The 17,744-nt window shown below is 69.3% G+C and carries 19 protein-coding genes and 1 pseudogene; 10 read left to right on the top strand and 10 right to left on the bottom strand.

Annotated features, from left to right (window positions below):
* Positions 1-39 precede the first annotated feature (39 nt).
* The 5 genes from EV643_RS26525 to EV643_RS26505 all read left to right on the top strand — a co-directional run bounded on the left by EV643_RS26525 (position 40) and on the right by EV643_RS26505 (position 3,755).
* Positions 40-1,653, top strand: a complete 1,614-nt coding sequence (locus EV643_RS26525) for a S1C family serine protease (RefSeq protein ID WP_133802867.1) — start codon at positions 40-42, stop codon at positions 1,651-1,653.
* A gap of 68 nt (positions 1,654-1,721) precedes the next feature.
* On the top strand, positions 1,722-2,069 hold the full coding sequence (locus EV643_RS26520) for a sec-independent translocase (protein WP_133802866.1): 348 nt from the start codon (positions 1,722-1,724) through the stop codon (positions 2,067-2,069).
* Between the two features lie 61 nt (positions 2,070-2,130).
* Positions 2,131-2,394, top strand: a complete 264-nt coding sequence (locus tag EV643_RS26515) for a phosphoribosyl-ATP diphosphatase (RefSeq protein WP_133802865.1) — start codon at positions 2,131-2,133, stop codon at positions 2,392-2,394.
* Between the two features lie 48 nt (positions 2,395-2,442).
* A complete protein-coding gene (gene hisG / locus EV643_RS26510; RefSeq protein ID WP_133802864.1) occupies positions 2,443-3,291 on the top strand; it encodes an ATP phosphoribosyltransferase in 849 nt (282 codons plus the stop codon).
* Positions 3,292-3,308: 17 nt separating this feature from the next.
* Positions 3,309-3,755: a PH domain-containing protein gene (locus EV643_RS26505; RefSeq protein ID WP_238165821.1), complete on the top strand. Its 447-nt coding sequence runs from the start codon at positions 3,309-3,311 to the stop codon at positions 3,753-3,755.
* A gap of 32 nt (positions 3,756-3,787) precedes the next feature.
* On the opposite strand, the gene EV643_RS26500 is transcribed toward EV643_RS26505, so the two are convergent.
* Positions 3,788-4,678 carry an aldose 1-epimerase family protein gene (locus EV643_RS26500; RefSeq protein ID WP_133802862.1) on the bottom strand — a complete coding sequence of 297 codons (891 nt, stop codon included), beginning with the start codon at positions 4,676-4,678 and terminating at the stop codon, positions 3,788-3,790.
* Between the two features lie 100 nt (positions 4,679-4,778).
* On the opposite strand from EV643_RS26500, the gene EV643_RS26495 reads away from it, so the two are divergent.
* The 3 genes from EV643_RS26495 to EV643_RS26485 are packed head-to-tail and all read left to right on the top strand — an operon-like array spanning position 4,779 to position 7,242.
* Positions 4,779-5,132 carry a YciI family protein gene (locus EV643_RS26495; RefSeq protein WP_133802861.1) on the top strand — a complete coding sequence of 118 codons (354 nt, stop codon included), beginning with the start codon at positions 4,779-4,781 and terminating at the stop codon, positions 5,130-5,132.
* Positions 5,133-5,139: 7 nt separating this feature from the next.
* Complete coding sequence (locus EV643_RS26490) at positions 5,140-6,387, top strand: RNA polymerase sigma factor (protein ID WP_133802860.1); 1,248 nt, start codon at positions 5,140-5,142, stop codon at positions 6,385-6,387.
* A 30-nt stretch (positions 6,388-6,417) separates the two neighbouring features.
* Positions 6,418-7,242, top strand: coding sequence for a class I SAM-dependent methyltransferase (locus tag EV643_RS26485; protein ID WP_133802859.1), 825 nt, complete (start codon positions 6,418-6,420; stop codon positions 7,240-7,242).
* A 46-nt stretch (positions 7,243-7,288) separates the two neighbouring features.
* Here EV643_RS26485 and EV643_RS26480 read toward each other — a convergent pair whose 3' ends face one another.
* Positions 7,289-7,945: a uridine kinase family protein gene (locus EV643_RS26480; RefSeq protein ID WP_133802858.1), complete on the bottom strand. Its 657-nt coding sequence runs from the start codon at positions 7,943-7,945 to the stop codon at positions 7,289-7,291.
* On the bottom strand, positions 7,932-8,429 hold the full coding sequence (locus EV643_RS26475; protein WP_133802857.1) for a hypothetical protein: 498 nt from the start codon (positions 8,427-8,429) through the stop codon (positions 7,932-7,934). Before EV643_RS26475 ends, EV643_RS26480 begins: the two co-directional genes overlap by 14 nt.
* Before the next feature lie 112 nt (positions 8,430-8,541).
* Here EV643_RS26475 and EV643_RS26470 point away from each other — a divergent pair, with 112 nt between their 5' ends.
* The gene (locus tag EV643_RS26470; RefSeq protein ID WP_133802856.1) at positions 8,542-9,054 is read left to right on the top strand and encodes an SseB family protein; all 513 of its coding nucleotides are present in this window, start codon (positions 8,542-8,544) and stop codon (positions 9,052-9,054) included.
* Here the strand turns inward: EV643_RS26470 and EV643_RS26465 are convergent.
* From EV643_RS26465 to EV643_RS26445, 5 genes and pseudogenes are all read right to left on the bottom strand, one after another.
* Positions 9,051-11,513, bottom strand: coding sequence for an ABC transporter permease (locus tag EV643_RS26465; protein WP_133802855.1), 2,463 nt, complete (start codon positions 11,511-11,513; stop codon positions 9,051-9,053). The two genes, EV643_RS26470 and EV643_RS26465, sit on opposite strands and share 4 nt — an antisense overlap.
* Positions 11,510-12,256 carry an ABC transporter ATP-binding protein gene (locus EV643_RS26460; protein ID WP_133802854.1) on the bottom strand — a complete coding sequence of 249 codons (747 nt, stop codon included), beginning with the start codon at positions 12,254-12,256 and terminating at the stop codon, positions 11,510-11,512. Before EV643_RS26460 ends, EV643_RS26465 begins: the two co-directional genes overlap by 4 nt.
* Complete coding sequence (locus EV643_RS26455; RefSeq protein WP_133802853.1) at positions 12,256-12,687, bottom strand: hypothetical protein; 432 nt, start codon at positions 12,685-12,687, stop codon at positions 12,256-12,258. Before EV643_RS26455 ends, EV643_RS26460 begins: the two co-directional genes overlap by 1 nt.
* Before the next feature lie 102 nt (positions 12,688-12,789).
* Positions 12,790-14,148 carry an RNA-guided endonuclease InsQ/TnpB family protein gene (locus EV643_RS26450; protein WP_202869770.1) on the bottom strand — a complete coding sequence of 453 codons (1,359 nt, stop codon included), beginning with the start codon at positions 14,146-14,148 and terminating at the stop codon, positions 12,790-12,792.
* Positions 14,145-14,291 (bottom strand): annotated as a pseudogene (locus tag EV643_RS26445) (IS607 family transposase); the annotation flags it as partial. The gene EV643_RS26450 and the pseudogene EV643_RS26445, both read right to left, overlap by 4 nt.
* Positions 14,292-14,743: 452 nt before the next feature.
* On the opposite strand from EV643_RS26445, the gene EV643_RS26440 reads away from it, so the two are divergent.
* Positions 14,744-15,493 (top strand): TetR/AcrR family transcriptional regulator, encoded by a 750-nt coding sequence (locus EV643_RS26440; RefSeq protein ID WP_133802852.1) that lies wholly within the window; start codon positions 14,744-14,746, stop codon positions 15,491-15,493.
* A 29-nt stretch (positions 15,494-15,522) separates the two neighbouring features.
* Here the strand turns inward: EV643_RS26440 and EV643_RS26435 are convergent, their stop codons facing one another.
* Both EV643_RS26435 and EV643_RS26430 read right to left on the bottom strand, forming a co-directional pair.
* Positions 15,523-16,689 (bottom strand): glycoside hydrolase 5 family protein, encoded by a 1,167-nt coding sequence (locus EV643_RS26435; protein ID WP_133802851.1) that lies wholly within the window; start codon positions 16,687-16,689, stop codon positions 15,523-15,525.
* A 37-nt stretch (positions 16,690-16,726) separates the two neighbouring features.
* Complete coding sequence (locus EV643_RS26430; protein WP_133802850.1) at positions 16,727-17,743, bottom strand: LacI family DNA-binding transcriptional regulator; 1,017 nt, start codon at positions 17,741-17,743, stop codon at positions 16,727-16,729.
* Position 17,744: the final 1 nt, after the last annotated feature.

Raw genomic sequence — 17,744 nt, 5'->3', positions numbered from 1 at the left:
CCGCTCCGACCACGACGACGACTACGTGAGGCGGGCACCGTGAGCTCCGATGACGCCGAGCCGACACAGCGGATGCCGCGCGATCCAGCGGATCCGGCTGCAACCCGCGAGTTCACCACCGACCGGCCGGTGGCAGGCCCCGTAGTACCCCCGGACGAGGCGACCAAGCCGCTCCCTTCCGAGGAGGTCACCACGCCTCTGACCGCCGCCGCAAGCGCCCCGCTCAGCTCGAACGGGGCGAGTTCCGGCGCGCCCGGCTCCGGGCCTGCGGGCGCGGCCGGCTCCGGACCTGCGGGCGCGGCCGGTTCCGGACCTCCGGTTTCGGCGTTGACGCCGCCTGCGCCGGGGAGCGGTACGACGCCGCTGGCGCGGCCGGGCGGGAACTCGCAGTACCGGCAGGCCGAGCGGTCCATGACACAGCGCAGCTTCGGGCAGGGCAGCAGCTCCGGCAACGGGCAGGCGGCCTTCCGCCCGGTGTACCAGGGGCAGGCATGGCCGACGCAACAGTTGACTTACGTGCCGCCCCCACCGCTCGACTGGCACCAGCAGCAGGCCCGCGCCTACACGCCGGCCCCGCCGCCGAAGAGCAGCCGGGTGATGACCATCGCCGCGATCGTCGCCCTCATCGTCGGCCTGATCGCGGGCGCCGGTGCGGCCGCCACCGTCGTCGCGCTCGACAACAACGCCCCGGCTGACGACCAGTCCGGCCCGGCGATCGGGACCGGCGCCGACCCGAAGATCCGCAGCGGGTCGGTGTCCGCGGTGGCGGCGACGCTGCTGCCGAGCGTGGTCCAGCTCAAGGTCGAGGGCGCGGACGACTCGAACGCGACCGGCTCCGGCTTCGTGATCGACAACGCCGGCCACATCCTGACCAACAATCACGTCGTCTCCGGGGCGGCCCAGGGCGGTTCGATCCAGGTGGTGACCGAGAAGGGCAAGACCTCGACCGCCCGGCTGGTCGGCCGCTCACCGGCGTACGACCTGGCCGTGGTCCAGGTGGTCGGGCTGGCGGCTCCGTCGGTGCAGTTCGGCCAGTCGGACAAGGCGATCGTCGGGCAGGACGTGGTCGCGATCGGCTCGCCGCTCGGCCTGGCCGGGACGGTCACCTCGGGCATCGTGTCGGCGAAGAACCGTCCGGTCACCGCCGGTGGCGAGGGCGAGATCTCCTACATCAACGCGCTTCAGACCGACGCCGCGATCAACCCCGGCAACTCGGGTGGACCACTGGTGGACATGAACGCGCGCGTGATCGGGGTCAACTCCGCGATCGCGACCGTCCGCGGGGCGACGGAGGGCTCCAGCGGCAACATCGGTCTCGGTTTCGCCATCCCGATCGACCAGGCCCGGCGGACCGCGCAGCAGCTGATCGCCGACGGCAAGGCGTCGTACCCGGTGATCGGCGCGAACGTCGACATGGAGTTCAACGGAGACGGTGCGCGGGTCGATCAGGTGAACGCCGGCTCGCCCGCTCAGCGCGCCGGCCTGCGGCCCGGTGACGTGATCACCTCGATCAACAACCAGCTGGTCGGCAGCGCCGAGGCCCTGATCGTCGCGATCCGCACCCACCGGCCGGGCGAGACCATCCGCCTCGACTACGAGCGCGGCGGCAAACCCCGCCAGGCCAACGTCACCCTGGGCCAGCAGATCGGCTGACCGGGAAGGCAGCCTGACCAGGGGGCGGCTACGCTGTCCGCGGGCAAACGGAAGCGAAAGGTGGGGCCATGTTCGGCATCGGGCCGCTTGAGCTGGTGGTGATCGCCATCATCGCCGTACTCCTCTTCGGGCCCGACCGGCTGCCCGAGTTCGCCCGGACGGCGGGACGGCTGCTCCGTCAGGCCCGGCAGGTGATCACCAACGCCCAGAACGACCTGCGCAACGAACTCGGCCCGGAGTTCGCCGACCTCGACGTCCGCGACCTGAACCCCCGCAGCTTCGTCCGCAAACACCTGCTCGAAGGCATCGACGACGACTTCGACGACGACAAGCCCGTCTCGTCCTCGATGGACTACGACACCCCCCAACGGCTCCCCGCCGGACAACGAGCTCCGTTCGACCCCGAGTCGACCTGACGTCCGCCAGCCGAGACCTGTTGCGAGCGGGTTGGGGCGGGACCTCTAGGCTGGGCGCGCGATGAAGACGTTTGAGGAGTTGTTCGCCGAGCTGGGTGAGAAGGCGCTGACGCGGCCGGAGGGATCCGGGACCGTGGCGGCGCTGGACGCCGGCGTGCACGCGATCGGCAAGAAGCTGGTCGAGGAGGCCGCCGAGTCCTGGATGGCGGCCGAGCACGAGAGCAAGGAGCGGGCCGCGGAGGAGCTGAGCCAGCTCTTCTACCACGCTCAGGTGATGATGCACGCTCTCGGCCTCGACCTCGACGACGTGTACCGACATCTGTAGGAGTCACTGCGGATTCCCGGGACCACATCTTCAGAAAGGCCGTATCCCATGCTGCGCGTCGCAGTACCGAACAAGGGCTCGCTGAGCGAGGCCGCCACCGAAATCCTGACCGAGGCCGGCTACAAGCAGCGCCGGACCACCAAGGACCTCGCGCTGACCGACTCCGCGAACGAGGTCGAGTTCTACTACCTCCGCCCGCGCGACATCGCCGTGTACGTCGGCGAGGGCACCCTCGACGTCGGCATCTCCGGCCGTGACCTGGTGCTGGACTCGCACGCCGAGGCGGACGTGATCGTCGAACTCGGGTTCGGCTCGTCCACGTTCCGGTTCGCCGGGCCGCCCGGGATCGCGGACTCGGTGAAGGACCTGGCCGGCAAGCGGATCGCCACGTCGTACGCGGGAGTCCTGCAGGACCACCTCGCCGAGCACGGTGTCGAGGCGTCCGTAGTACGGCTCGACGGGGCGGTCGAGACCGCTGTCCAGCTCGGGGTCGCGGACGTGATCGCGGATGTCGTCGAGACCGGTACGACGCTGCGGCAGGCGGGCCTGGAGGTGTTCGGCGACCCGATCCTCAAGTCCGAGGCGGTGCTGATCAAGCGCAGCGGAGTGGAGTACCCCCCGAACGGTCTGGAGCAGTTGGTACGCCGGTTGCAGGGCGTCCTGGTCGCGCGCAACTACGTGATGATGGACTACGACATCCGCGCCGAATCGGTCGAGGCCGCGAACGCGCTGACGCCCGGTCTGGAATCCCCGACGGTCTCCCCGCTTCATCGGGAAGGCTGGGTCGCCGTCCGCGCGATGGTGCCCCGAGCCGACGCCCAGCGGATCATGGACCAGCTGTGGGAGGTCGGCGCCCGCGCGATCCTCACCACCGACATCCACGCCTGCCGGATCTGATGGCGGCCGGACCGGCCATGACCGCGGAGACCGGGCAGTTGTGGACCTTTCATCCGCGGATCATCGCGGCGGTGACGACGGCGATGGCGGTGTCGGTGGTCGCTGTCTTCGGGGTGATCTGGTTCCGGCTGCCGGACGAGTCGCGGGCGACGTTCAGCCTGTTCCAGCGGGTCACGTTGCTGGCGTTCTTCGGGACCGTGCTGTACCTGCTCTACCGGATGGCGACGGTCCGCGTGTCGGCGTACGAGGACGGGCTGCGGGTGCGGAACGTCTTCAAGTCGTACCGGTTCGACTGGTCGACGGTAAAGGTGCTGCGGTTCCTGCCGGGTGATCCGTGGCTGCAGATGTTCGATGCGGAGGGCAACCGGCTCGGCATCCTCGCCGTCCAGGCGTCGGAGGGCGTCCGAGCCAGCCGCGCCGCCAAGGAACTCGCCGCGATCGCCCGCAACCACGGCGCCGGCTGAAGCAACCGCGGACCAACTGCGGCGGCTAGGGCCTAAACGCTGACCCTGTACGTCGTGCTGTGGTGGTCGCCGGGGTTGAGGACGATCAAGTCCTCGCCGGTGACGAAGCTGTCGGGCGGGCAGGTCATCGGTTCGACCGCGAGCCCGGTCCGGCCGATCGCGCTGCCGGTGTAGAGCTGCAGCCAACGGGTGTCGCCGCTCAGCACCGCCCGGTTGCCGCTCTCGGGATCGGTCAGCCTCACCACCCACTGCTCCGGCAACCCGGTGAACGCGTTGTCGATTTCGAGCTCCCCGATCCGCCGCCCGCCGCCGAACTCGTACGGCGAACCCGCGACCGGCCGCAACCCGATCGGCGTCAACCGGTCCGGCGTCACCTCCAGCCAGCTCTCGGCCCGGAACTCCAGCTCGCACTCGTCGAGCGGCCGCCCGACCGTCAGATACGGGTGACTCCCGAACCCGTACGGCGCGTCGCCCGCACCGAGGTTCGTCGCCGTGACGGTCACGGTCAACCCGGTGTCGGGATCGAGGCGATAGTGGATCGACAGGTCCAGCTGATGGGGATAACCGGGCTGACCGTGCAGGCGGTGCGCCACGTCGACGACGGACTCGTCCAGGCCGTCGTCGGTGCGATCCCAGTTCGCCCAGCGGGTCAGGCCGTGGATCGCGTTCTGCCTGGCCGGCTCGGTCAGGTAGAGCTGCTGGGCTTTGCCGTTGAAGGTGTACTTGCCGTCGGTGATGCGGTTCGGCCAGGGGATCAGGTGCTGGCCCAGTCCGGCGCGTGCGGGTTCGTCATCCGCGTACCCGACGAGCAGCTCGCGTCCGGCGTAGGTGAGGCCGCGGAGCCCACCGCCGACGCTCACCACGGTCCCGGCGTACTCACCCGCGCGGATGGTCCACTGCTCCCCAGATGGCAACACGCTCATGCCCCCATCCTCACCCATGAGGATTTCAACCCTGGTGCGTGTCCATCCGTGGCTGACCCGTTCGTAGTCATGCTGTAGACACGCTGACAGGAGGTTCGAAGTGAAGTACTTGCTCTTGATCAACGCAGGTGAGCTCGACGGCGGCGGCGATGTGGTGGGGTGCGAGCCGGAGGACTGGATGCGGTTCGACAAGGAGATCCAGGGCTCCGGCGTGGTGGTCGCGGCCGAGTCCCTGGCCGATCTGGTGACCGCGACGCGAGTGCAGGTGGCGAACGACGGCAAGCGGACCGTGACCGATGGCCCGTTCGCCGAGACGCGCGAAGTGCTCGGTGGGTTCTACGTGATCGACGTACCGGATCTCGATGTCGCCCTCGACTGGGCGGCCAAGTGCCCCGGGTCGCGGGGCGGCGGGTCGATCGACGTACGCCCGGTCGCCGAGTTCCTGGGCGGCTGACCAGCGGATGAACGGGCGGGTCGAGGCGTCGGTGGAGGCGGTGTTCCGGGAGGAGCGTGGGCGCTTGCTGGCTGCGCTCGCCCGGCGGTTCGGCGACCTCGACCTGGCCGAGGAAGTGACCTCGGAGGCGATCGAGGCTGCGCTGGTGCGCTGGCCGGTCGACGGGGTGCCGCCGAACCCGGGTGGGTGGCTGATGACCACCGCGCGGCGGAAGGCGGTCGACCGGCTGCGGCGCGACCAGGTGTACGCCGCCAAACTCGCCGTACTCCAGGTCGAGGCCGACCGGGCCGACCCGTTCCCTGCCCCGACCGTGGCCGGCGAGCTGCCGGATGAGCGGTTGCAACTGTTCTTCACCTGCGCTCATCCGGCGCTGGCCGCCGAGGATCGCGGTGCGCTGACGCTGCGGTGTCTGGCGGGTCTGACCACGCCGGAGGTCGCGCGGGCGTATCTCGTCCCGGACGCGACGATGGCGAAGCGGATCGTGCGGGCGAAGAAGAAGATCCGGGAGGCGCGGATTCCGTTCCGGGTGCCGGGTCCGGAGGAGCTGCCGGAGCGGTTGCCGGGGGTCCTGCAGGTGATCTACTCGGTCTTCACCGAGGGATATGTGGCCAGTTCGGGGCCGTTGCTGCAGCGGATCGATCTGGCCGAGGAGGCGATCCGGCTGGCGCGGATCCTGCGCCGGTTGCTGCCCGCGGAACGTGAGGTCGCGGGGCTGCTTGCGCTGATGTTGCTGATTCACGCCCGGCACGAGGCACGGACCGGAGCCGTGGGCGAACTCGTTCTGCTCGAGGATCAGGATCGCGGCCGCTGGGATCGCCCGATGATCGAGGAAGGCCAGGCACTGGTGGTCGCCGCGCTGACGGGTGGAGCGTCCGGGCCGTACGGCGTACAGGCGGCGATCGCGGCGTTGCACGACGAGGCCGCGGACGTGGCGAGCACCGATTGGCCGCAGATCGTGGCCTTGTACGACGTACTGTTCGCGCTCGAGCCGTCGCCGATCGTGGCGTTGAACCGGGCGGCCGCGATGGCGATGCGGGACGGGCCGGAGGCGGGGCTGGTGCTGCTCGACGAGTTGGCCGGGGAGCCGCGGTTGCGCGAGTACCACCCGTATCCGATGGCGCGGGCGGATCTGCTGGAGCGGCTCGGGCGACTCCCGGAGGCTGCGGCTGCCTATCGCGAGGCGCTGGCGCTGGCCCGGACCGAGCCCGAGCGAGCCCATCTGCGGGAGAGATTGAAGACCGTCGAGACCAGCTGAATGGACGGCCGGCTCGGGTATGTTCGCGAGATGACTGCCAACGGTGGGGTGGGCCGTGATGAGGCTGCGGAGGTTGAGCGGCGGGCGCGGGTTGCGCGGGGATGGGACGAGGTGGCGGAGGGGTATGACGCGTACTTCGTGCCGCGGTTCGCGCCCTGGCTGCGCGCGGGGGTGGATGCGATCACCGACGGCGTCCTGCCTGACGGGCCGATCCTGGTCCCGTGCTGCGGGACGTTCCCCGAGGTCGAGCCGCTGATCGAACGCTTCCCGGACCGGGAGCTCGTCGGCATCGATCTATCCGCAGGCATGGTCCGGCTGGCGCGCAGTCGGGTCGAAGGACACCCGCAGGTGAGCGTCGTCGAGGGCGACGCGGCGACTCTCGATCCCCAGTGGTCGGGTCGCTGTGGCGCGGTGGTCTCTGTTTTCGGGCTCCAGCAGCTACCCGATCCCGAGCAGGCTGTCCGATCCTGGCTGGCTGTACTCCGTCCGGGTGGGCGTCTGTCTGTCGTCTACTGGCCGTCGAAGACCGAGGACGACGGGCCGTTCGCGGTGATGGCGGACGTGGTTCGAGCACAGGTGCCGGCCGGCGACAGCTCGTGGGAGGGGCGCCTCGCGATCGCGTTGGTGGATGCCGGTGGGGTCGTGCTGCGCGATGCGGAGTTGTCCTTCCCGATGACTCACGCCGACGCGGCGACGTACTTCGACGCGGCCAACCGGGCCGGTTCACTCCGGGCGCTGGGGATCGCCCGGGGCGACGAGTTCATGGCGCGACTTCGCGACGAGTTTCTCGAGAAGGCTCCGACCGGCGAATGGACGCACCACCCGCGCGCCCGCATCCTCGTCGTACAGCGTTGACGCCGTCCATGGGGCAAGCGGCGGCCGAGTCGTGCGGGGTACCGGGTTAAGAGGCGGCTGAGTCGTGTGGGGGTAAGGCGACCGACTTGGCGACCAGTTCGACAGCGGTGTCGTGGGGGGTGGACGGGTCTCCGTCGACGATGACGTGGGCGCGGGCCCGGGTGTCTTCGGCGGCGAAGTGGTCGCGTTCCCAGCGCATCCAGTCGAGCCAGCGGTCGCGGAGCGCCTCGCCGTCGCGTTCGATGCCGCGGTCGAGCCGGACCTCGTTGCTGGTCTCGATCCAGACTCGTAGCGACTGCCACGGATCGGCCTCGCGGTCCGCCGAGGTGACGCCTTCGACGATCAGCAGGTCCAGCGTGGCCGGGACGAGGTGCAGTTCCGCGTATGCGCGCTGGTGCCAGTCGTACCGGCGGTAGCGGCCTTCCCGGCCGTCCGCGATCCGCTTGAGCACGTGATCGCGGAGCAGGGCGAAACCGCGGACCGCGCCGTCCCAGCCGTCGTACAGGTCGTCCATGTGCAGGATCTGGGTGTGCAGGCCGCGCGCCTCCGCACGCGCGGCGAAGCGGTCGGCCAGGGTGCTCTTGCCGGAACCGGCGGGACCGTCGATGCTGATCAGCCGGGTCCGTCCGAGTTGCGCGGGTCCGGCCTGGACGTGATCCAGCAGGCTGTCGATGGTCAGGATGTCGGCTTCAGTTGATTCCATGGCGCTTCAGGATGTCCTCGATCTCGTCGAACTCCGACGACTCCTGCTTCGAGGCCTTCGGAGCCTTGGCGGGCTTGGCTGATTTGGCGGACGGTGCGGCCGACGCGGGGGCGGGGCCGGTCGCGGTCAGTTCGCCGGCGGTGGCCGGTTTGGACTTCGGTGGTTTGGCAGCCGGGGTACGGCGGCCGCGGGCGACGCCGGATACGACGTACAGCACGACGGAGACGCCGAACAGCGCGACCCCGGCCCACACGGTGGGGGAGAAGATCAGGTGCGTGACCCAGCTGCTGGCGGACCGCACGATGTCCCAGACCAGCTCGAGCAGCCCGGTCAGGTAGAGCGAGACCGGGAGCAGGGACCAGGCAACGCCGCGAACACCGGCCGCGGCCCCGCGCCGCCGCCAGGCGGCCCACGAGCCGATCAGGCCGAGCAGCGTGAGTCCCACACAGAACGGCAGCAGCGACAGATCATTGAAGTCGGGCACACTCCCAGGCTCGCACAGTGTGTCGCGGAACCAAGGGGGGAACAGCCCTGACACTTCCCTGAAACCGGACTCCGGGCGCTCGCCCGGGGAGGGTGCGGGGAGGTGGAAGGACATGGTGAGGGAGGATTGGCGGGTGCAAGGAGAGCGGCGGCTGGCGTTTACCGGGTTCGACAACGATGACGGGTCGGCGGATCCGGCGTTGGCGGGTGCGCTGCTGGCAGGGGATCACGGGGCGATGTTGCAGGCGCTGACCAAGGCGCGGCTGCTGGTGCCGGTGGTGGCGATGCTCGACGAGGTCGAGTACGACGAGAACGGGCTGGCGCACGACAAGACCTCGGACATGGCCGTCGCGCTGCTCCAGGGGCAGGACGGGCGGAACGCGCTGCTCGCGTTCAGTAGCACCGAGACCCTGGCGCGGTGGAGTCCGGAGGCCCGGCCGATGCCCGCGCAGTCCCAGTTGGTCGCGACCGCCGCGATCCAGGAGGGTGCCGCGGCCATCGTGATCGACGTGGCGGGCCCCGCAACCGGCGTCCTGGAGACCGACGACGTACGCCGCCTGGCCGCCGGCCTCCAGGTCATCCGCCTGGAAGACGGCGGCTACGGCTGGATCCAGCCAGCCGGTTAGGTGGTGATGGCGTCCATGGGGCGGGGGCGCATAGCCAGACGGGCGGTTAGGGCTGTGGTGGGTAGGACCAGGAGGAGGACTACGGCGATCCAGGTCGGCAGGATCCACAGCGGGCCCGACGGAAGCGGCCAGCCGCGAGTTGCGATCGCGATCGGGAAGATGCTGAAGCACGCGGCGACCAGACCCAGGACCAGCCCGAAAACGGCGACCACCAGACTCTCCAGCAAGAGCATCCGCCCGATCTGCCGCCGCGTCGAACCGGTCAGCCGCTGCAACCCGAACTCCCGCCGCCGATCCAGCACCGCGACCGCGATCGTGTTGATCGAGGCGATCGCGGCATAGGCGATCGCGATCCCCGCCAGCAGATACGCGATCCACGCGTCCACCCCGAGCCCCGCGTCGTACTCCGCCGCCAGCAGCTCCCGTGATCCCACGGTTGCCCCAGGCAACGAGGCGAGCGCCGACCGAACCTCATCCACGGAAGAGGACGTCCGCACCAGGATCTGATCTGCCATCCCAGCAGTCGTATGCGCCGCAAGCAACTCCGACGGCAGCAACAACGACTCGTACCCCGAAGGCCCCTCGACGAGAGCGACCACCCGCACCTTGACCAGCGCGTCATCCCCGAGCCGCACCCCGATCTCGGACCCCACCCCGACCTTCAGCTGCTTCGCCACGCCCGGAGGCAGCGCGACGGTATCCCCGGTCAGCTCATCCAGCGAACCAGCCCGCACCTTGCCCCGATAGACCGGCCCGTCGATGCCAAGCAACGGCCACGGATCGCTCGTGTGCGACGTGTCGTACGGTTCCTCGATCCACCCCTTGCTGCGAACCAGTTCCGATGCCGCCAATACCCCCTCCACCGAACGCACCCGCTCGATCCACCCCGACGGAGTCCCACCAGTGCCACTGGTCACCACGACATCAGCGGCCAGGTTGTCCGTGTACGCCTCGACCGCGGCCTTCTGCTGGGTCGTCGTGGAGTAGATGTTGCCCACCGCAATCGCTGTCGCCAGCATGATCGGCACCAGTACCGCGGCGAACTGCACGGCCCGCACCCGCAGATTGATCACCGCGAGCACCCCACTCGTCCCACGCCGCTCCAGCCACGCCGTGATCCGCGGGATCAGCATCGCCCGGATCACCACCGGCCCGAGCACCGCCACCGCGATGGACCCGGTCAGTACTGCGGGCCCGCCGATCGCCGCCGCGTTCGTCGGACTCATGAACACGGTCGACCCGCCAACCCCAACGGTCAACGCCGCAAACACGGCCCCCATGATCAACCGGACCCGCCCCACCACCACGGGCGGAATCGCAGCCTCCGCCAACGCCTGGATCGGCCGAATCCGCGCAGCCCGCCCAGCCGCGACCCCCACGGCCACCCGCACCACCGCGATCGTCAGCACCGCAGCACCCGCGAACGGCAACACCCCCTGGCCGAACCGCAGGGCCGACGGCACGATCCCGCTCCCGGTGAGCAAACCGAAGATCCAGGAACCCATCGTCCGGCCAAGCAACAGCCCGGCCACCAACGCGAGCAGCGAAACCAGCATCGTCTCAGCGACCACCAGCTTCTTCACCTGCGCCGGTGTCGCCCCGCTCGCCCGCAGCAACGCGAGTTCACGGCGACGCTGCCGGACGGACAGCCCGATCGTCGCCGACACCACCAGCGCCATCACAACCGCGACCATGCCGCCGAAGACCCCCGACATGATGATCAACGGCAGACTCGTCGCGACCCCGGCGAACTCGGCCGCGCCCCGATCGTCCCCGGTCAGCGCCACCACCCCGGCCGGCAACTCCAGCCGCTCGGCGAGCTCCGCGGCCGACACCCCGCGCGCCGGGAAGACCCCGATCGCATCCACCCGCCCAGCCCGCGCTAAGAACTCGCGCGCCTGCACATCGTTGAAGAAGATCGACGGCGTCTCGACAGCACCCGAAGCGATCCCAGCGAGCACGAACTCCCGCGGCTCCCCGCGCACGATCACAGTCACTCGCGAACCGACGTCCGACGAAGCCAGCCGCCGATCGACCACCACCTCACCGACCCCAGGCGCATGTCCACTCATCAACTCGTACGGCGCCAACGCGGCCGACGCCCAACCGTGCCCGAGCAACGTGTCCTTGCCCGGAGCAACCACGGCCGGGAACGACACGTCCGGGACCACCCGAGCCACGTCCGCAGTACGGGCGAGGTCGGAAACTAGCGCCGTGTCGACCGAGTGCCGTTCGGCGTACGGGACTGAGCCGTTGCCGTTCGGTGGCTGGTACGCCGGCCGGCCGGTCACCACGATCGGCGCGGCGGCGAGGCGTTGGGGCGAAGCGTTCAGCCGCAGGCCGGTTTCGAGGAGTCCGCCGGCGGCCGCGAGCAACGCGCTGCCGAGGAGTACGGCGATGAAGATCGCGAGGAACGCGGCGGCGCGGAACCGCAGGCCGGTCAGAGCGAGCCGGATCATGAGGTCACCTTCAAAGAAGAACGAGAGAGCCGGGCGAGTTCGGCGGCGACCCCTTCGGCCGTCGGCGACGCGGACTCGGCAACGATCCGGCCGTCCACCAGGAAGACCACCCGGTCGGCGTACGAGGCGGCGACCGGGTCGTGGGTGACCATCACGATCGTCTGCCCGGCGGCGCGCGACTGGTCGCGGAGCAGGGTGAGCACCTCGAGCGCGGTTTGCGTGTCGAGTGCGCCGGTTGGCTCGTCGGCGAAGGTGATCGCGGTCCGCGCGGCCAGGGCCCGGGCGATCGCGACCCGCTGCTGCTGGCCGCCGGAGAGTTCACCCGGGCGGTGCCCGCTGCGGTCGCTGAGGCCGACCCGGCGGATCACCTCGGTGACCCAGGCGTGGTCGGGGGAGCGGCCGGCCAAGGTGAGTGGGAGGGCGACGTTCTGCCGGACGGTCAGCGCGGGCATCAGGTTGAACGCCTGGAAGACGAAGGCGACCTGCTCGCGGCGGAGCTCGGTCAGCGCGGTCTCGGTCAGCCCGCGGAGCGTCGTACCGGCGAGCGAGACCTCGCCGGCGCTGGGTTCGTCGAGGCCGGCGGCGCAGTGCAGCAGCGTGCTCTTGCCCGAGCCGGAGGGCCCCATCACCGCGGTGAAGGTGCCCTCCTCGAAGGTGTGACTGACACCGTCCAGCGCGGAGATCGCGCTGGGACCGGTGCCGTAGACCTTGCGGACTTCGGTCAGCTGGACCGGGGCGGGCATCAGATCTCCCGCAGGTTCGACTTGCGGTGGTACGACTCGTTGGTCCACCACAGGATCGCGACGACCGCGCCGAGACCGAGGTCGGACCAGAGCCACCAGGGCCAGTCGAAGTGACCGAAAACGGCGAGCGTGGACCAGACGATGAACTGGACGACGCAGGCGACCAGCCAGACGGCACTGGCCACCCGCAACGCCAGGGTCAGCCCGTACGTTGGGACGGCGTCGGCGAATCCGTCGAAGATCCGGCGTAGTTCGCCGCGGGTCCGGGCGGCGCCGACCAGGTCATGCCGATCGGTGGCCTGCTGGGGGGACAGTCCTCCCAGTCGGATCGCGCTGTCGATCTTGTTGTGGGCGGCCTGTTTGTCGTCGGCGGTCAGTTCGACCTCGTCGGGCGAGAGCAGCGGGCCGAGGGTAGCGGTCAGGGTGTTCATCTCGAGTGCCTTTCCGGTCTGGTGTGGTGTGCTTGACTGGAAATAGCGTAAGGATTGAACAGTTTCTTTGGAGAGGGTTGTAGGACCCCCGTCGGGGTGGACCTAGCACCGTTGAGTGAGTCTCAGTGATGTTGTCGCTGTGGCTCTTCCTGCTTCGCTGACCGCTGCCGACTCCGGAGAGTGAGGTCTTACAGGGTCTCCACAGGCGTTTCGGCTCTCCGGGCAACTTCCCGGCGAGGTCGTACTTGTTCGGTCTGCGAGCATCGCGGCGAGCAGGTTGCCTGCCGCGTTCTCGTCTCGGTCGTGCAGGACGCCGCAGCCGGGACACCCCCAGGTGCGGTCCGCGAGGACCAGGGCGCGGTTGATGTGTCCGCAGTCCCCGCACGTCTTCGACGACGGGAACCACCGGTCGGCCTTCCAGACGCGGGAGCCGTACCAGTCGGCCTTGTAGTCCAGTTGGCGGACGAACTCGCCGAACCCGGCATCGGAGATGGAGCGGGCGAGTCGGCGGTTCTTCACCATGCCCTTGACGTGCAGGGTCTCCACCGCGATGGCCGACTTGGTTCTCGTCAGCCTCGTGGTGGTCTTGTGCAGGAAATCCCGGCGCCGGTCGGCCACCTTCAGATGGAGTCGGCCGACACGGGTGCGGGCTTTGGCTCGGTTTTTGGAGTCGTTCGCGCTGCGGGCGAGTTTGCGGTTGGCGCGCTTCAGCGCGCGCTGTGCGGCCTTGAGTGGTTTGGGGGCGTGGATCTCCTCGGTGGTGCCGTCGCTGTTCTTGATGACGGCGAACGTCTTCAGGCCCAGGTCGATCCCGCAGGCGGGAGCCTCGGCGTCGGCCTGACGGTGCTTGTTGAGGTCGTCGCGATCGACCTCGATCTGGAACGAGATCCACCAGCGTCCGGCCTGCTCCCGGACAGTGGCGCCGAGGATCCGCGCCTGACCTGTTGCGATGCGGTCGGTGAGCCAGGACATGTCCTCGCGGGTTGCGACGTCGCCGATGGCGGGCAGGCGCACGGTGCGGGTATTCAGCGGCTTGGCCCGGTCGGCGTCGTAGCGGAACCGGGAGCCGTGCTTGCGCTTGCGCCACGAGGGGAAGCCCATCTTCGCGCCCCGGCGTTCACCCTTCTTCGACTTCAGATAGTTGGAGAACCCGGCGGCACGAACCCGGCACGCTTCCTTCGGGACACGAGAGGAAAGCTTGTTCTCGGCGAACCACGGAAACCGCTTGGGGTGGGCGGCGCGCCACTCCTTCTCCAACGCCGGGGCCGACCACGGAACCTTGGTCAGGTCGTCGCCGGTGACGCCGTAGGACTCCTCCGCCTTGCGCTGCGCCCACTTCTTGCAGACCGTCTCCAGGCAGAAGTTCTCAACTACCCGCGACAGGCCGCAGTGCCGGCCCATGAGTACGCACTGATCGGCGTCGGGAGCGAGTTCAAAGCGGATGCCTTGCGTGTGATTCATGCGCCCTCACCTGCCGCAGCGGCGAGTGCCTTCTTCGCCCGGTTCCGGGCGGCGCGCTTGCCGTACAGGCGGGCGCAGAACAAGGTGAGCACGTCGATCATGTCGCGCACCAGATCGCCTTCGTCCACGACCCGCACGGTACGAAGTACCTCGGCCGCGGTGAGCCCTGACAAGTCTCCTCGAACATGCACTGATTCTATCGAACATATGTTCGACTCATCAAATCGGCGTCGCCGACTTCGCCTTATTTGCAAAAGGAAAGCCCGCCGTCGACACGTACCGGTTGTGACCTCATCAAGTGCGGCCGGTTGCAGGCTTCTGGTCGGCGGAGGCTACCCGTGCGTACAAGGCAGCACCCGCACCGGCATGGTGCATTCTCCGTGAGCGCCAGATACCGGCAGGTCGCCGTCTTCACTACCGGAACGGGCATCTTGCCCTCATGTGCCCACTTCCAGGTGGTCCGATAGTGAACGCCCTGAATGTGCGCCCAATCGCTGAGTCGCACGCGTAGACCACAACAGAGAAAACTGATGAACACTGACGAACAGCGCATCAGTTGGCAGCCCCTGCCGGTGGACTGCGCGAGGATGGGGACATGAGGGAGGACGGGGTGCGGCTGCCACCGGGACTGGCCCTGTCCTGGGGTGTCTACCCGGTCCAGCGGCGTGGGCCGAAGCCGGCGCTGAGCGTGGAGCGGATCGTCGCGACCGGGATCGAGTTCGGCGACACCCAGGGATTCGAGGCGATCTCGCTGCAGAAGATCGCGGCTCACCTGGGTGTGACGACGAACGCGATGTACCGGTACGTCAGGTCCAAGGAGGAGCTGCTCGTCCTGGTCCGCGACGCCGCCTGGGGACCACCGCCGCCGCTCCCGGGCACGGGGTGGCGGGACGATTCGGCCGCTTGGGTCCGCGCGCAGCTCGACCGGTACGGCGAGCGGCCGTGGTTGCTCGACATGCCCATCCACGGCGCTCCGGTCACGCCGAATCTGCTCAGGTGGGCGGAGGTGATGCTCCAGGCTCTTGATGGGACCGGGCTCAGCCACCACGACAATCTCGGCTGCGTCCTGCTGCTGGACGGGTTCGTCCGGGCACACGCGAGCCTGATGCGGCAGCTGGCCGCGAGCGACGCGGAGCCGGTGCAGTCGGAGGACGTCGGCCGGTTCCTCGTTCCGAGACTTGCCGAGGGCAACTACCCGATGCTGACCAAGCTCTACACGACCGCCGAGTACTCCGACGATGTCGACGAGGACGGTGTCGACGACGACCTCGAGTTCGGCCTCACCCGAATCCTCGACGGCATCCAGGTCCTGATCTCCTTGCGTCCGAAGAATCGAGGGTCATAGCGCTCGGTTCTTCGGACGCAACGGGGTTGTCAGGGGAGGACGATGCGGACGGGGGAGTGGGCGCGGGCGGCAACCCACTCGAGGTGGAAGGCGCTGCCGGGGGCGATCTCGGGGCGGCGGTGTGGTTCGGTGCGGAGGTTGTACGGAGCTGTCAATGTGGTCGCCTCGGCCGGGTGGATCCCGTTGGCGCGCACCTCCGCGATCACCTCGGCCAGCGCGGTCGCGGCCGGCTTGCGCTGATGGTCGACCGTGAACAGGCCGAGGTCGTACTCCCGATCCGGGAAGTCCAGCAGCCGCCGGTCGATATCGTGCGACGACCACCACGTCACGCCGTACAGCGCGGGGTTCTGCACCACCAGCTCGACCGTCCGCCGGGTGAACTCGCCCTGCAGTTCCACCGGGATGTCCGGCCCCGGTACGCCGATCTCCTGCAGCCACACGGGTCGGTTTGGATCGAGCGACGTGGCGGCGGCGAGCTCGACCAGGTAGTCGGCGTGCGTCAGGGTCGCCGGACCGAGCGGCCCGTCCACTCGGGAGACCCCGTTGAAAACCCACGAGTGGACGGTGCTCAGCGCACCCAACTCGACCACGTCGAGCGGATGGAACGGGTGGTCCGCCCGGTACCAGGCGTCGTCGAACACCGAGTGCAGCGCGAGTACGCCAGGCGCCGCCTTCTGCACGGTCACCAGCAGCTCCCGTGCCCAGGCGGTGGACGACTCGAACGTGGTCGGGCTGTCCGGCCACAGGTTGTTCACCTCGTTGCCGAGGGTGATCGCGAAGACGTTCGGCCGGGTGGCGACCGCGCGCGCCACGGCATCGACGTACGACGTGAGTCCGGCGCGGATCGTGTCGTCTTCGAACAGGCTGGCCCGGTGCCAGGTGAGCATCCAGGACGGCAGGAAGTCGAAGCTCGACAGGTGGCCCTGGATCAGGTCGACCGCGACGGTGAGGCCGTGCTCGGCGGCGGCGTCGATGGTGTCCAGCAGGTCCTCGATCGCGCGTTCCCGGATGATCGCCCGGTTCGGCTGGATCCACGGCCAGATCGGGAACACCCGGATGTGGTCCAGCCCGAGTCCGGCCAGGTCGGCGAGGTCACGGCGGACGGCGGCTCCGTCGTAGTCCAGCCAGCTGTAGAACCAGCCGGCCGACGGGACATAGTTCGCCCCGAATCGGGGGATGACGGGATCCGAACGCATGCCGAGGATGCTAAATCGGTTTAGGCGGCCGAGCAAACTAAGCCGGAGGCGCGGTCGACTCGCGGACGGTCAGCACCGGGTCCGCGGTACGGCGGTTGATCACCGTGGTGGGATCGGCGATCACTTCCAGCAACACCTCGGCCGCCTGCCGGCCGAAGTCGAAGGTGTCCCGAGACAGCGCGGTCAGCGCCGGATGCATCAGCTGGGTCAGGATCGAGTCGTCGAACGCCACGACGGACAGCTCGCCCGGCACCGCGACGCCCATCTCCATCGCCACCCCAAGCCCGGCCACCGCCATCACATCGCTGTCGTAGACGATCGCGGTCGGCCGCACGGCCTGGGACAGCAGCTTCCGGGTGATCGCGGCGCCCTCCGCGTCGCTGAAATCGGTCGGCAGCGAGGGGGCGTCGATCAGCCCGAGCCGGGGCGCGGCGTCCCGGACCGCGCGGATCCGGCGCTGGGTGTGCTGGAAGTTCGGGGTGCCGGCGACGTGCGCGATCCGCCGGTGGCCGAGCGCGGCCAGGTACTCCACGATCGAGAGCATCGCGTCCCGGTCGTCCGCCCAGACCGACGGCAGCGCGCCCTTCCCGCCGCGGCCGCCGATCACCACGGCCGGCAGTTCGAGCGCCTTGACCGCCTCGACCCGGGGGTCCTTCACGGCCAGATCGACCAGGATCACGCCGTCCACCCGGTGCTCAGACGACCAGCGCCGGTACACCTCGATCTCGGCCTCGGTGTCCTCCACGATCAGCAACTGCAGCGAGATCGAGTGCGCCGACAGGCCCGACTGCAGACCTGAGAACAGGTGCGCGAAGAACGGCTCGACCCCGAGCGTCCGGGCCGGGCGGGCGATCACCAGGCCGACCGAATCCACCCTGGACGCACCGAGCGCCCGCGCCGCGCTGTGCGGCCGCCAGCTCATCTGCTCGGCGATCTCGAGGATCCTTGCCCGAGTCTCCTTGCTGACCCCCGGCCGGCCGTTCAGCGCGAACGAGACGGCGCCCTTCGAGACGCCCGCCCGGTTCGCGATGTCCGCGATCGTCGGTCTCGCCATC

Source organism: Kribbella caucasensis (assembly GCF_004361855.1).
Taxonomy (GTDB): domain Bacteria; phylum Actinomycetota; class Actinomycetes; order Propionibacteriales; family Kribbellaceae; genus Kribbella; species Kribbella caucasensis.
The sequence above is the reverse complement of the archived record's forward strand: the minus strand, read 5'-3'. Positions and strand labels throughout refer to the sequence as shown.